Origin of the sequence: Alpinimonas psychrophila, from assembly GCF_014137865.1 — a bacterium.
Classification (GTDB): Bacteria; Actinomycetota; Actinomycetes; order Actinomycetales; family Microbacteriaceae; genus Alpinimonas; species Alpinimonas psychrophila.
The window spans coordinates 96,749-110,583 of record NZ_JACGWU010000003.1; the positions used below are offsets into that span (position 1 = coordinate 96,749).

At 60.8% G+C, this 13,835-nt stretch carries 12 protein-coding genes; 9 read left to right on the top strand and 3 right to left on the bottom strand.

All coding sequences use genetic code 11. The annotated features are described in order from the left end of the window. Window positions 1-40: 40 nt before the first annotated feature. From FB555_RS06285 to FB555_RS06305, 5 genes are read left to right on the top strand one after another with little or no spacing between them, the layout of a single operon-like run. On the top strand, window positions 41-976 hold the full coding sequence (locus FB555_RS06285; protein WP_182484629.1) for an ABC transporter permease: 936 nt from the start codon (window positions 41-43) through the stop codon (window positions 974-976). Next, window positions 973-1,803: an ABC transporter permease gene (locus tag FB555_RS06290; RefSeq protein WP_246323628.1), complete on the top strand. Its 831-nt coding sequence runs from the start codon at window positions 973-975 to the stop codon at window positions 1,801-1,803. The genes FB555_RS06285 and FB555_RS06290 overlap by 4 nt, the downstream gene beginning before the upstream one ends. Further along, on the top strand, window positions 1,803-2,609 hold the full coding sequence (locus FB555_RS06295; protein ID WP_182484630.1) for an ABC transporter ATP-binding protein: 807 nt from the start codon (window positions 1,803-1,805) through the stop codon (window positions 2,607-2,609). The genes FB555_RS06290 and FB555_RS06295 overlap by 1 nt, the downstream gene beginning before the upstream one ends. Further along, entirely contained in the window at window positions 2,606-3,439 is an 834-nt protein-coding gene (locus tag FB555_RS06300) for an ABC transporter ATP-binding protein (protein ID WP_182484631.1), read from the top strand. The genes FB555_RS06295 and FB555_RS06300 overlap by 4 nt, the downstream gene beginning before the upstream one ends. Beyond that, on the top strand, window positions 3,436-4,533 hold the full coding sequence (locus FB555_RS06305) for a C45 family autoproteolytic acyltransferase/hydrolase (protein ID WP_182484632.1): 1,098 nt from the start codon (window positions 3,436-3,438) through the stop codon (window positions 4,531-4,533). The genes FB555_RS06300 and FB555_RS06305 overlap by 4 nt, the downstream gene beginning before the upstream one ends. Window positions 4,534-4,550: 17 nt before the next feature. On the opposite strand, the gene FB555_RS06310 is transcribed toward FB555_RS06305, so the two are convergent. Then, complete coding sequence (locus FB555_RS06310; RefSeq protein ID WP_182484633.1) at window positions 4,551-5,681, bottom strand: hypothetical protein; 1,131 nt, start codon at window positions 5,679-5,681, stop codon at window positions 4,551-4,553. A 10-nt stretch (window positions 5,682-5,691) separates the two neighbouring features. Beyond that, complete coding sequence (locus FB555_RS06315; protein WP_182484634.1) at window positions 5,692-6,870, bottom strand: acyl-CoA dehydrogenase family protein; 1,179 nt, start codon at window positions 6,868-6,870, stop codon at window positions 5,692-5,694. A gap of 151 nt (window positions 6,871-7,021) precedes the next feature. Here FB555_RS06315 and manA point away from each other — a divergent pair, with 151 nt between their 5' ends. From manA to FB555_RS06335, 4 genes are all read left to right on the top strand, one after another. Continuing rightward, window positions 7,022-8,296, top strand: coding sequence for a mannose-6-phosphate isomerase, class I (gene manA, locus FB555_RS06320; RefSeq protein WP_182484635.1), 1,275 nt, complete (start codon window positions 7,022-7,024; stop codon window positions 8,294-8,296). Window positions 8,297-8,432: 136 nt separating this feature from the next. After that, complete coding sequence (locus tag FB555_RS06325) at window positions 8,433-8,747, top strand: WhiB family transcriptional regulator (protein ID WP_182484636.1); 315 nt, start codon at window positions 8,433-8,435, stop codon at window positions 8,745-8,747. 78 nt (window positions 8,748-8,825) lie between these two features. Continuing rightward, window positions 8,826-11,765: a glycosyltransferase family 2 protein gene (locus FB555_RS06330; protein ID WP_182484637.1), complete on the top strand. Its 2,940-nt coding sequence runs from the start codon at window positions 8,826-8,828 to the stop codon at window positions 11,763-11,765. After that, complete coding sequence (locus FB555_RS06335) at window positions 11,749-13,341, top strand: DUF5719 family protein (protein ID WP_182484638.1); 1,593 nt, start codon at window positions 11,749-11,751, stop codon at window positions 13,339-13,341. Before FB555_RS06330 ends, FB555_RS06335 begins: the two co-directional genes overlap by 17 nt. 21 nt (window positions 13,342-13,362) lie before the next feature. Here FB555_RS06335 and FB555_RS06340 read toward each other — a convergent pair whose 3' ends face one another. Then, complete coding sequence (locus tag FB555_RS06340; protein WP_182484639.1) at window positions 13,363-13,812, bottom strand: metallopeptidase family protein; 450 nt, start codon at window positions 13,810-13,812, stop codon at window positions 13,363-13,365. Window positions 13,813-13,835 lie beyond the last annotated feature (23 nt).

The window sequence follows — 13,835 nt, forward strand, 5'->3', positions numbered from 1 at the left end:
TCCTTTGCTCAACGCCAAGAAATAAAAAAAGAGGGTCCGCATGTTTATTGTTCGAAGACTTTTGGCCCTTGTGGGGGTGCTCATCGCCTCCAGCTTTCTGGTGTTCGCCGCCATGTACGCGGCCCCCGGAAGCCCCGAAAATTTTCTCGTTCAAGGTCGAACGGTTTCCCCCGATGTGCTCGCCGCTATCCGCCAGCAGTATTCCCTCGATGACCCGTTTCTCGTTCGATACTGGAACTGGCTCGTCAACGTACTTCAGGGAAACTTTGGCCTATCGCTCACCAATCGCCAAGATGTCGGCGAACTCCTCGCGAACCGCCTTCCCACCACCTTCATGCTCGTAGCGATGGCCGCCATCCTGATTGTCATTTTCGGTATCGGTCTCGGCGTGATTGCGGGCCTGCGCGACGGTGTTGTCGACAAGGTCATCATCCTCACCTCGAACTTAGGGTTCGCCATCCCCACGTTCTTTGCGGCTCTCATTCTGATGAGCATCTTCAGCGTCAGCTTGGGGTGGTTCCCCGTCTTCGGCTCGGGAGAAGGTTTCCTCGATCGCGTCTGGCATCTCACACTCCCGGCAGTGGCACTGTCGCTCCCCTCCGCCGCTGTCGTTGCCCGCATCACGCGCACGTCCATTCGTGAGGAGCGTGGCTCGGAGCACTCCGTCATGGCGGTCGCTCGGGGGGTGCGCAACGCTCTCGTCGTTCGTCGCCACGTCATTCGCAACTCGATGCTGCCCGTCACCACGATTGTAGGCGTGCACATTGCTGGGCTCATCGCCGGATCGTTCGTGGTGGAGTACGCCTTCACTCTCGACGGAATTGGCACACTTCTGGTCAACGCCGTGCAGCGCAAAGATTTTGCGGTGGTCCAAGCCATCGCCATTATTTTGGTCGCCGCGTTCGGTGTCATGAACCTCCTCGTCGATCTTCTATACGCCGCCATCGATCCCCGAGTTCGCGGGGTGCGCGCATGATGGCTCGTATTTTTGATCGCATGGGGGTGCTGGGATGCATTGCCATCGGTTTCATTGGAATCGTTTTGTTGGCGGCGTTGTTTGCTCCCTGGATTGCCCCTTTCGACCCCACCGTGGGCTCCGTCACGCAGCGCTATTTGGGGAGCAGTGCCGTGCACCTCCTTGGAACGGATCAGGCCGGCCGCGACATCTTTTCGCGTCTGTTGTGGGGAGCGCGTTCGAGCCTGACCGGCCCCATTATTGTGGTCGTGGTCACGGCGATCTTTGGAACCGGTATTGCTTTGATCGCTGTCTGGTGGGGTGGCCTCGTGGATGCGGGACTCAGTCGTGTTCTGGATCTCCTGTTCGCCTTCCCTAACCTCCTTTTGGCCATGTTGGCCATTGCGGTGTTTGGGCCGAGCCTCACGACCGCCGCTCTGGCTCTCGCCATTGCGTACATTCCCTATACCGCGCGCGTCATCCGGAGTCAGGCCATGCGCGAACGCAATTTGCCGTACATTCGTTCACCGCAGCTCCAGGGCATCTCCGGCACGGTGATCACCATGCGGCATCTGATGCCCAATATCGCGCCGCTGATCATCACAGGAGCGACGATCAACTTTGGTTTCGCCATGATCGAGCTGGCGGCACTGTCGTTTCTCGGGCTCGGGGTTCAGCCGCCAGAGGCCGATTGGGGGCTGATGATCTCGAACGGTCAACAGTCACTGCTCAATGGATACCCTGCCGAGAGCATCTTGGCCGGACTCTGCATTGTCATCACGGTGGCCTCGCTCGGCTACGTGGGGGAACGCCTCGGCGGCCGTGCCGCGGCAGGGAGGAAAGCCTGATGTTACGCATCGAAAACCTGTCCCTCACTATCAGAGCGCAGCGGGAAGAAATCCCGGTTTTGCACTCGGTCAACCTCACCGTTGGTCGGGGAGAATCCGTGGGCATCGTCGGGGAATCTGGTAGCGGGAAGTCAATGACGCTTCGTTCCATTCTGCGAATCGAACCGGACGGGTCCACCGTAACGGGCCGGATCACTTTTGACGGCACAAACGTGCTGGAGTTGAGCGGCGAGCCCCTTCGACGCCTTCGGTCGCACGAGATTGCGATGATTGCCCAGAACCCGCATGCCGTCTTGAACCCCGTACTGGCGGTCGGGCGGTATCTCGTCGAAGGCATGCATGACGCTCAGGGCATGCCCACGCGCGCCGCAAAACTGCGGGCCGGAGAATTGCTGGAACAGGTGGGAATCGATGACGTTGATCGCGTCCTGAGGTCGTATCCGCATCAGCTTTCCGGTGGCATGTTGCAACGTGTCGTGATCGCCGGCGCGATCGCCGGAAACCCAAAGTTGCTGCTTGCCGACGAACCCACGACGGCATTGGATGTGACCACCCAAGCTGAGGTGATGGCGATCCTGGATGACTGCCGCCGCGAGCTGGGAATGGCCATGCTCTTTGTCACGCACGATCTCGATCTCGCTGCCGCTGTGTGCGACCGTATTAGCGTGATGAAAGATGGCGTCGTCGTCGAAGACGGCGTACCAGATCAGCTCCGAGACAATCCTCGGCATCCCTACACGCGTGAACTCATGGCCTCGCGTCCCGCCAGCATTGCCTGGCATGGCTCGAAAGGCGCGACAGCATGATGTCCTCTCCCATTGTCGTCAAACATCTCACGAAGACGTTCCGGGGCACGCGTTCCAGCGGACCGGTTCTCGCGTTGGACGCCGTAAACCTTATTGTTGAAAAAGGAACCTGCATGGCCGTCGTGGGCGAGTCGGGGTCGGGCAAGACGACGCTAGGGCGCATCATTGTCGGCCTTGAGTCTGCCGATTCCGGAACGGTCGCGGTCGGGGGACGTCTCGTCTCCGGTCGGGCGACGAGGCGCGAACGCCAGCGGAGATCGTCTCAGATTCAAATGGTTTTCCAAGATCCTCAGAGCTCTTTGAACCGTAGACTTCCCGTGCGCGTTGCGATCGATGAGGTTCTTCGTATTCATTCAACGCTGGGAGCCGGTCCTCGAGCCGAGCGGTGCACCGAGCTGTTCGAGCAAGTGGGTTTGGAAGCTCGGCACCTTGACGCGTTGCCGAGTGAACTCTCGGGTGGCCAACGTCAACGTGTCGCTATTGCTCGTGCCCTCGCGGCATCACCTTCGGTCATCGTTCTGGATGAATCGGTGGCAGCCCTGGACGTCACCGTTCAAGCCCAGATCTTGGACCTTCTTACCCGACTCCGACAGGAGCAGGGTCTCACCTACCTGTTCATCACCCATGACCTCACGGTCGTCCAGCAGATCGCCGACAACGTCGTGGTCATGCGCAAGGGCGCCATTGTTGAGCGCGGCCCTACGGCCGATGTTTTGGGCGCACCGCAGCATCCCTACACTCAGCTCCTTCTGGAGTGTGCTCCCCGGCCTGGTTGGAAGCCCCAGCGAGGCGTAATTCGAGCACTACGCGACGAAAGTGAAAAGTTATGACGACCACCCCCACCATTGTCACCTTGGATGCCGCGGAACCGTTCGAACGGGGTCGTCAACGCGGTGTCGCCATTCGGGATGCCATTGCCACGAGTAGTCGCATCTACCGCGAGCTTTTTACCGCCGTCGGAATTGAGCGCGCGGACGTCCGCCGCTACGCCGAAGAATCCATCGCGGCCACCGAGAATTGGTCGATCGCCCTCGCAGAGGAAATGCGGGGAACCGCCGAGGGCAGCGGACTTCCGCTCTGGGAAATCGCCTCATTGAATGCTCGTACCGAAATTCTCTCTCTTGCGCGCGGGGCCAAACCGGGGGAGTGCTCCACCATCGTGAGTACGCGCGGCACCCCGGTCGGTTCACAGACCTGGGACTGGCACGAGGAGTTGTCGGCCGGCTGGCATCTGCAGCGGGTGAGCGGGGCAGCGCATAGTTTTGTCGGTCTCACGGAACACGGCATCCTGAGCAAAATTGGCGTGAACGATGCCGGAATCGGCGTCATGTTGAACATCCTGGGCCACCAAGACGACAAGCCTGGCGGTGTACCCGTTCACCTCGTCGGCGCCCGCGTCCTGGCGGAAGCATCGACGTTTGACGAGGCTTTGAACATCCTGCGGGGAGCCCCCGTTAGCACCTCGAGCGCCGTGACGTTGCTCGGCCCCGGCGGCGCAGCGACCATCGAGCTCAATCCCCACGGTGCCGCCGTTGTGCGCCCCACCGAAGGTGTCCTGCTGCACACGAATCATTTCTTGGACCCGGCGCTCGCTCAGGGCGAAAAGCCCGGGTTGTACGACCCAGATTCCCAATTGCGGATGCAGATGCTCGAAGAGCGAACACGCGACGCTGCGCGGATTCCCATGGAGGCATTGGAGCTTGTGCCCCTTCTCGTTTCGTACCCCGGCGACCTCGCCGACCTGTGCTGCATCCCCTCAGCGGGCGCGACGTTAGGGGAACGCTGGGCCACCTTGGCGACCGTCAGCCTCGACGTTGCCAAGCGGCGCCTGACGGTGTCTGCTGGCTCGCCCGCGGATGCCCCGGCGGCCGAAAAGATTCAGCTCGACGCCATGTCCAAGCTCGGCACCTTAGCTCGGCCATAAAAAGCCTGAGCCCACTGTTAGGGGCGAGCGCCGTGAACTCGACCGGGCGACTTCATCATCACGGCACAGATCACCAGGAGCGCCCATCCGGACTGATCAAGCTGCGGTCTGCTGAGAACACTCTGTGTCAGAAGGGCGACGAGGATCAGCAACGGCAAAAGCGAATTTGCCGTAAAAGGGCGCTGATCGTTGAGATCCCAGCGGGGGCGATCGATGGCCACAAACCATGCACGCCAGGTCGTAGAAAGCACGAAAAAACCACAGACAACCAGGCCGATAATGCCGAGTCGACCCCAGATATCCCGCCACGTATTCGGGATGTTCCAGATTGTGAGCCCGCCGGTCAGGACTCCGAATACTCCCCAGGTCCCGATGCCGAGCAACACGAGTGCCGCCACGGCGTAGACGCCACGCCGGGCAAGGGGGCTGGTGGCGCGAGCCCACAGGGCAAAGCCCAACACCAACAAAACGGCGGCAGCCGGGAGCAAGACCGTCGGCGAGTGTGTGAGCGCCAGGGTTCCAAGGGCGACAGCTAGCCAGGCAATCCCCCAAATGCGCCAGACCGTGCCATCGACGAGTTGCAGGCTGAACACAATCAACGCAATGAGTGCGAGGAATCCGAGTTCGTTCCCGGCGCCCACAATCCCGTGAATGACGCCGTTGTCGAAGCCATTGTAGAAACCGTTGTCGAAACCGTTGCCGTTTCCGAACCCGAAGACGTAAATTTCGAACGCCAGAGACAGCGCTAGGAGCCAGCGGAGAGTCGTGCCCAGTGCCCGGATCAGGTCACGCCACGGCAAGAGAAGGGCGATGCCCAGGCCGATGATGGTCGTGAGCACCAGCACCGCAGCCGTCAGAATACTCGTGACGCGGTCGGGTGACCAGGCGATGGATACGATGACCAGGAGTAGGAAGCCGAGCAGTGTTACGGGAAGACGTCTCAAGGAGACTCGGCGTCGGGCGCGCCACAGCAGAACGGCATACGTGATCGCGAAAGCAAGAGCCATCACGAAGTAGATGACCAACCCCAGCAAGGCCAGGAAGTAATCCCCGGTAAGGAACACGAGAATGCCGTGGCCACCGAAGAGCAACGCAAAGGCAGCGACGGCCAGGCCGGTATGGGCATTACTGATCTTGCTCAGGGGCATAGCTAACAGGTTAGACGAAGGCAGCGTGTCCGGTGATGGCGCGGCCCACGATGAGGGTATTCATTTCGCGCGTTCCTTCGTAGCTATAGAGTGCTTCCGCATCAGCAAAGAATCGGGCCACGTCGTAATCCAGCACGATCCCGTTTCCGCCGAAAATCTCGCGGCACCACGCCACGCTTTCGCGCATCCGGGTAGTGGCGACGGCTTTGGCTAGGGCCGCATGCTCATCACGTTGGGTTCCAGCATCCTGCATTCTGGATGTCTCTTGCACCAACGCCAGCGATGAGGTGATGTTTCCCAGACTCTTCACCAAAAGGTCTTGGATGAGCTGGTGGGAGGCGATCGGACGCCCAAATTGGATGCGCTCCTTGGAATATGCCAGGGCAGCCTCGTAGGCGCCCACGGCAATTCCGACTGCGGCCCACGCAACCTCGCCACGTGTGAGTCGAAGCACGGTGGCGGTGTCGGCAAACGAGTTGGCGTTGACCAGCTTGTTGGCATGGGGGATGACAACATCCGTGAGGACAATGTCGGCATTTTGCACGATGCGCAACGACTGCTTGCGCTCAATCTTGGTGGCGACGAAGCCCGGAGTGTTGGTGGGCACGATAAAGCCCTTCACCTGCTTATCGGCCACATCCTTAGCCCAGATAATGCAGATGTCACTAAACGTGGCGTTGCCAATCCACCGCTTTTCGCCATTGAGGACCCACGTGTCGCCGCGCTTTTCGGCCGTGGTGCGCAGACCCTGCGCGGAGTCAGAGCCCGACAGCGGCTCGGTCAAACCGAAGGCTCCCACAATCTGGCCGGAGCCCAAGCCCGGTAGCCACTGGGCACGCTGCTCAGGGGATCCGCAGACGCCGATGGCCCCCATGGCCAGACCGTTTTGAACGCCCACGTAGGTTGCGACGCTGGCGTCGATTCGTGCGAGCTCCAAGGCGACCCAGCCGCGAAAGACCGCGGTGGTTTCGAAGGGCCACGTTTCGGGAAAAGCCATGCCAATGACGCCAACACGGGAGAGCCCGGCGATGATGTCTTTCGGAAATTCAGCGCGATCCCAGTGATCGTTGACCACCGGTTTGACGTCAGTCTCGAGGTAATGGCGCAACTCGGCCAGTTTCGCCTTTTCATAGTCGGCGAGGCCCGCCTCGAGCCCAAAAAAATCTGAGGACAGTGTTGTAAACGTCATGGCCACAGGCTAGCGAGTCATGGGCGCGATGTCAGCGGCAATTGATACCGTGAACAATGGGCGTCGCTTCGACACAGTTTTTCTTGTTTGGCGCCCACAAAAGTCGGGGTATCTTTTGCTCCCCTGCGCGTCGTGAGAAGGAATCCCCGCCATGTTCGTTCGCCTCGAGAACACCCCGCGCGACTATGCCTGGGGCTCGACTACAGCAATCGCCGAGCTTCTAGGGCGTAAGGCTTCGGGCGGTCCTGAAGCCGAGCTGTGGCTCGGAACCCATTCGGGCTCGCCGACGCGCATTGCTAACCCCGCGCAGGTTGGCGGCTATTCCACCCTCACAGAGTGGGTGGCCGCAAAACCCGAGCTGAAGATTGGTTTTTTGCTCAAGATCTTGGCTGCTGACCATCCTCTTTCACTGCAGGCGCATCCCACCATTGCGCAGGCCCGAGACGGATACGATCGCGAGAACGCAGCAGGGGTTCCCTTGACCGCCCTCAGGCGCAACTACAAAGATCGCAATCATAAGCCTGAGCTCATCGTTGCCCTGAGTCCGACGTTCGACGCCCTGTGTGGTTTTCGCCCACGGGAAGAAACTCTGAGAGTTCTTCGAGAATTCATCGTCATAGCCCATTCGGCGAAATTGTCGGCGGACGTCCTCGAGGTCTTTGCGGCAACCTTCGAAACGTTCGCCACCGATGAAGCGGCCAATGCGTGGGCCCTCCAGTGGCTGCTCACGGGTTCCGAGGGGACTCTCGAGCTCGTGAGTGAGTGCGTTGACGTCGCGACGACAGTCGTATTCGCCGAGGCATCTGCTACGGCATCCGCTCCTTCAGCCCCTAGCCCAACTGCGATTGGTGCGGTTGCTGCAGCGGCTACCGTGCGGGAACTCGCCGCCGAATACCCCGGTGACCCGGGAATCGTTCTTGCCCTTCTCTTGAATCGCGTACGCCTCGCCCGCGGCGAGGCTCTGTACCTGCCGGCCGGCAACATGCATGCCTACCTCCGGGGCCTGGGCGTGGAGCTCATGGCCACGAGCGACAACGTCTTGCGCGGAGGTCTCACCCCCAAGCACATTGATGTCGCAGAACTCCTGACCATCACGCAATGCCAACCGCTGCCTGTCCCCAGGCTGGCGCCCCGGGCGCTCACGCCGGGGATTGAGATTTTTGACCCAGGGTTGAGCGATTTCGCTCTCCTCCACGTAGTTCGTGAGGGCGCCAGCGGTCGGGAGCACGAACCGATCACTTTCGATGGCCCGGCCATCATTATCTGCACCGAAGGCGCGATAGAAATGACGGGCAAGAGTTCCTCGGTGTCCGTGAGAAGAGGCGACTTTTTCTTTGTCACACCCGACGAGGGCGCCATAAATTTTGAGGGAATCGGGGAGATATTCGCCGCTAGAAGGGGTTTGACCCCTGTTTTTGGTCAATAAACGCGGGATTATTCGCAACTTTCGAGCATTGCTTGAAACTCCAGAAATCTCGACTTGACGGAATCGAATGACAACGATGTAATTAGTCAAGCGCCAGTAAGGCGTGTCGGGATACACAACAGGACGGGAGTTCGATATGGCACCGGAATATCGCGCTGGCGTACCAGACAATTGGTTCATTGATCCAGTTCGTTTGGGGGTACCTGGAGCACGTCAGCCTGAGATTGATGACAATCCCCTCGCCTGGCAAGCTGATGCACTGTGTGCTCAGACAGACCCTGAGTCCTTCTTCCCCGAAAAGGGCGGATCCACTCGGGACGCAAAAAAGATTTGCACCACGTGCGAAGTTCGCAATGACTGCCTCGAGTATGCGCTCTCCAACGATGAGCGTTTTGGTATCTGGGGCGGACTCAGTGAACGTGAGCGCCGCAAACTGCGTCGTCGCGCCTAGGGTCACTTTTTCCTGACGTCTTCGCCACGCCCGGTGGCTTCAGGCGTTTGACTGATTTCGCAACTTAGGCTGACAACAATGAATCCGAGAGTCACGGCGATTATTGTTGCCCAGCAAGGTGGGGAACATCTCGCGCGCACCCTCGAGGCGCTTCGTCTTCAGACGCGCCGTCCGGATATTGTTCTCGCCGTCGACAACTCGGTTAAAGGCGCGGCAAAACCACAGCTACTCGCTTTTGGCCCCGCCCAGATCATTTCGCTCAGTGACAAGATCACCTTCGGTGAGGCGGTCGAACTGGCTGCGCGCGTCATCCCCGTTGCCTCCAGCCCCGATGATTTTCTCTGGTTGCTGGCACAAGACAGTGCCCCTTCAGCCGATGCTCTCGCCTCGCTTCTCGGAGCCCTCGAGGTCTCACCTTCCGTTGGCATCGCCGGGCCTAAACAGATGGATTGGGCGTCGCCCGATCACATTCGTGAATTTGGCCTGACCCTCACTCGGGGCGGTCGCACGGTTTCCCTGGTCACGGATGAGCTGGATCAAGGCCAGCACGACAACCTCAGTGACGTTATGGCCGTGGGAGCTAACGGGATGCTGATGCGTCAGAGCCTGTGGCATGAGCTCGGCGGATTCGACTCACATTTGCGTGACGTGGATGATGCGCTCGACTTCTGCGTTCGCGCACGGCTGGCGGGCCACCGCATCATTGTCGTTCCTTCCGCGCGGGTCCTGACTGCGGGCGACGGCGTTATCGGTCTTCCGGAGGCCGTGACCGTGCGTGCTCGCAAGAGAATCGCCCGGCTGCGTCGTTCGGCCGAACTCTATCGTCGTCTGGTTTATGTCCCCGGCGGCACCGTTTTTTGGCACTGGTTGGGACTCCTTCCTTCGGCCATAATTCGGTCCCTGGGGCAACTGCTAGCTAAGAATCCCGGAGCTGTCGGTGGCGAATTCCGTGCCGCGGCTGCCGCGGGTTTCTCCGGTGGCGCTGTTGGACGCGCGCGTCGTTCCCTCAAAGTTTCGCGCCGGGCGCAGTGGTCATCCATCGCGGCCCTACGCATGTCTCCGGCGGAAGTGCGCCGCCGTCGCATTTTGGCCCGAGAGACGGCCCACATTATTGTGCACGGCGAGAAACGACCGGTGCATTTCTTTGCAACCGGTGGAGGCTGGTCCGTGTTGGCGTTGGCAGCTGTCTCCATCGCCGCTTTCTCTCCCTTGCTCGGAGCTGCAAACCTTGCCGGTGGCGCCCTTTTGCCCCTGGGGGCAAGCCCACTGGACCTGTGGCAGCAGGTTGGCTACGGCTGGCGCGATAACGCCTTGGGGGTGATCGGTGCCGCCGACCCCTTTGCCGGTGTCGTGGCTGTTCTGGGCTCCATCACGTGGTGGCAGCCCTCGTTCTCCCTTGTCCTCCTCTGGTTTGCGGCCCTCCCCGTAGCTGGCTTGGGTGCGTGGTTCTTGGCATCCCGAATGACGGAGCGTGCCGGGATTCGGGCCTTTGTCGCCATTGCCTATGGACTGTCGCCGACTCTCATCATCGCCTTGCTCGACGGCCGCCCGGCAGCTGTTCTGGTGCACCTCTTTTTGCCGTGGCTGTTCTTTGCGGGAATTCGATCGGCACGGTCGTGGTCGTCTTCGGCAACCACCGCCCTCCTTTTCGCTGCGGTCATTGCCTGCGCACCCTCGCTCGCGCCAGCACTGCTTGCCGTCTGGTTAGGGTCCGTTATCTTAACGGGACGTTACGTGGCGCGCTATCTCGCGATTCCCCTCCCGGCCGCCGTCTTGTTTGCTCCGCTCTTTGTGACGCAACTCCTGGCCGGCAACCTCTTGGGTCTTCTCAGCGACCCCGGTGCTGTAGTCGGTTATGCGGTAGCCCCGAGCTGGCAGGTGGCCCTGGGTTTCCCCACCGCGGGCCTGGGTGGCTGGTTTGAAGCCACTGCAGCGTTGCCGTGGGCGGCACCCGCGGCGAGCCTTCTCGTTCTCATTCTTGTAGGTGTTGTCGCGGCACTCGCCATTGCCGGCTTGTTCTCGGCCCATCCGATTCGCGCACAAATAGCCTTGGGGATCTCACTTCTCGGGCTCATCACGGCCGTCATGGCTTCGGGCTTCGAGGTTGCTTTTGCGGGTGGCGAAGTTGTGCCCCTTTGGGCCGGCGCCGGCCTGAGCCTCCTGTGGCTTGGTCTCGTCGTCGCGGCGGCAACGGGGATGAGCGTGTTGCGCAAGTTTTCCGTCTACCCGGCCGTGGTGGGAATCGTGGCCGTTTCCCTTTTGGCCTTCCCGCTCTTGGTGACAATGAACATGGGCGCAGCCGCGGTATTCGCAGGAAACGGCAAGGTCCTTCCCGCTTATGTTGTGGCGCAAGCGCAGCTCGACCCTGGAGTGGGAACGCTCGTCCTGACCCCGCAACCCGGGGGCGGGCTCGGCGCGATCCTCGCACGAGGAACGGGCCCGACGCTCGATGGTATCTCCACGTTGGTCACAACGCGCATCTCTTTTTCTACAGAAGACCAGCGACTAGCCAACCTTGTCGGCAATTTGTCTTCCAACAGTGGTCAAGATTCCGTTGCGCAGTTGACCGATCTTGGGATTGGGTTCATCGTGTTGACGGCCCCTCAAACCGCCAGTGGCACCCCCGCTTCCAGTGCCGCCCAGAGCGCGTCCAATCGGGTCAAGACCGCGCTAGATTCGAATCCCGACATTGATACCGTGGGTGTGACGGACACAGGCCTGCTGTGGCGTTTCGCCGGTGGAATCGGCACGGCACCCGGGGCGCAGATGCCTCATTCGGCCACGGAACCCCTGCTCTTTCTCATTGTTGGGGGCCAAGCCCTTGTCATTGTGTTGACGTTGCTCTTGGCCATCCCCACGGGGGCACCTCGCGGTGATATTCGACCAAAGCGCGAACTCGTGACTTCGGGAATTGGTTCGGGCCGTGCGCGCGAATCAGATTCTGCCAAAACCTCCGATGATATTCCGGTCGGCGCGAGCGACCCTCTAGCAGGTGAGAACGATGACGAGCAAAATTAGCTTCCTCCGCGCTTCTCTGACGGGCTTTGCCGGGCTCGTGGGTGTTGGTGTGGCCACCGTGGTTGTGGCGGCAGCGTGCCTGTTGCCACTTCCGGCGTATACAGCCGTGACGTCCCCCGTCGAAGTCCTCCCGGCCGCTGGTGAGCAGTCGCGAGTGTGCGCGGGACCCCTCCTTCAGGTTCTGCCGCAAGTCGGCGATACGACCACATACTTTGCGGCAGGACCCGCGACCATCTTCTCGGATGCCGTGGGGGCGACCGTGAATACGCGTCAGCTTGACGCCGTGAATGTGACTCAATCGGGTTCGGTCACGGCTCCCTCCGTTCTCACGGTTCCCCCTGCAGGAGAAGCCGACACGCAGCCCAAGTTGGCAGGCATGCAGCTGCAACAGGTTGCGACCGAAGATATTGCGGGTCTGGCGGCAGCCCCCTGCACCGATGCCTCCAGTGAGGCGTGGCTGGTCGGTGGCGCTACGGAAGTTGGAAGAACCACGCTGCTCCTGTTGAGCAACCCGACGGCGGTTACGGCCTCCGTGGCTCTCGAAATCTTTGGCGACAATGGCGCGGTGAGCACCCCGGGCGCTACCGGAATCTTGGTCGAGCCCGGTCAGCAACGGGTCCTGTCTCTTGCCGCGTACGCTCCCAACCAGATAAGTCCTGTGGTGCACGTCATCTCTACCGGGGGTCTCGTGCACGCCGCCCTTCAGCAGAGCATCATTCGCTCACTGGTGCCGGGCGGTGTCGACATCATCACACCGTCTGCGTCGCCTAACACCACGCAAATCATGACCGGGGTGGCGCTCACCGGTCTCGCAGCGCAAGACAGTGGCGAAAAAGGGTTGGTCATCAACGATCTTGAACCGACCATTCGAATTGCGGTTCCCGGTGCCGAGGCATCGGATGTGGTCCTCACCGTCATTGGTGGCGCAACCGAGCCCGTTGAGATTCGCACCACAATCGAAGCGCACCACACCCTTCAACTGCCCTTTACCGGAATCACGGATGGCGTCTATACCGTCGTCGTAACCGGCTCGAAGCCCATTGTTGCGGGCGTTAGATCTGTTCAGGCCGCGTCCTCTGACGGTGTGGTTGTGGTCCCGGTTCCCGTCTCCAGCGCGGCTCCGGCAACTCCCCAAACACCGGCCGCTGGTGGAGGGGAAGGCTTTAACGGCGGTACCTCGGGGGTCGCACCTCAGCAGTCGCAGGCAGCACAACCCACGCAAAGTTCACCCACCATTACGGGGGGCGACTTCGCTTGGCATGCATCTTCTCTATCGCTGACCGGCGACACTCTCATCCCTGTCGGTACGGGTCCGAGCGCCACGTTGTCGCTCTACAACCCCACCAGTGCGTCCATTACCGCTACGCTCGCAAGCCCTGCCGGCTCGGATCTCACGATCGTCATCGCGGCCGGAAAAATGATGACGGTACCGGTTTCATCAGCAACGCGCTACACCCTGACGGGCGGCGCGAATCTTCACGCAGCTCTCACCTATGCGGCCGTAGGTTTGGGAGCGTCCGTTGCCATTAGCCCCACCAATCAGCGTGGTGCGGCGATTACGGTCTTCCCCCGCTAGTCGGCTCTGCTTTTGCGCGTTTCAGTGGCGGTAGCGTTCGGGCCCAAGATCCCAAGGCTCTTTGCCGAGTAACTCGGCGACGCCGCGAAAAACAACGCTCTCAATCATCATTTGTCGATGCAGATCGTCATCGATGTGCAATCGGCTCATGCGTTGAATCGGGATGCGGTACAACACGATTCGGCGTCGTTCATGGTCAACTTTCCAACGCTCAACAACGCCAGCCACATCGGTGCGGGGCGGAGTGGCCGCAACATCAAAGTGGACATCTGCAAGCTCTTCCGGCCACAGGCCCCGCAGATAGTCGACCGTGTGCGAGACCGTGAGAAAAAAGGTGTCAATTCGACCCCGCAGGCGGGGAAGGTGGGGACCAGTGACGGGCCCACGCATGCCGCGCCCGTGCCGATCGCGAGTGAGACCGCGAGGGGGCACCGGGCTCGAAAACGAGTCTGTCTGCTTATCCCGGGCCATGATCTCAATGCTAGGCCAGATGT

Coding starts and splice junctions, on each gene's coding strand:
- FB555_RS06305 (WP_182484632.1), top strand. CDS start 3,436: ATGACGACCACCCCCACCATTGTCACCTTGGATGCCGCGGAACCGTTC.
- FB555_RS06340 (WP_182484639.1), bottom strand. CDS start 13,812: ATGGCCCGGGATAAGCAGACAGACTCGTTTTCGAGCCCGGTGCCCCCT.
- FB555_RS06310 (WP_182484633.1), bottom strand. CDS start 5,681: ATGCCCCTGAGCAAGATCAGTAATGCCCATACCGGCCTGGCCGTCGCT.
- FB555_RS06315 (WP_182484634.1), bottom strand. CDS start 6,870: ATGACGTTTACAACACTGTCCTCAGATTTTTTTGGGCTCGAGGCGGGC.
- FB555_RS06330 (WP_182484637.1), top strand. CDS start 8,826: ATGAATCCGAGAGTCACGGCGATTATTGTTGCCCAGCAAGGTGGGGAA.
- manA (WP_182484635.1), top strand. CDS start 7,022: ATGTTCGTTCGCCTCGAGAACACCCCGCGCGACTATGCCTGGGGCTCG.
- FB555_RS06335 (WP_182484638.1), top strand. CDS start 11,749: ATGACGAGCAAAATTAGCTTCCTCCGCGCTTCTCTGACGGGCTTTGCC.
- FB555_RS06285 (WP_182484629.1), top strand. CDS start 41: ATGTTTATTGTTCGAAGACTTTTGGCCCTTGTGGGGGTGCTCATCGCC.
- FB555_RS06300 (WP_182484631.1), top strand. CDS start 2,606: ATGATGTCCTCTCCCATTGTCGTCAAACATCTCACGAAGACGTTCCGG.
- FB555_RS06295 (WP_182484630.1), top strand. CDS start 1,803: ATGTTACGCATCGAAAACCTGTCCCTCACTATCAGAGCGCAGCGGGAA.
- FB555_RS06290 (WP_246323628.1), top strand. CDS start 973: ATGATGGCTCGTATTTTTGATCGCATGGGGGTGCTGGGATGCATTGCC.
- FB555_RS06325 (WP_182484636.1), top strand. CDS start 8,433: ATGGCACCGGAATATCGCGCTGGCGTACCAGACAATTGGTTCATTGAT.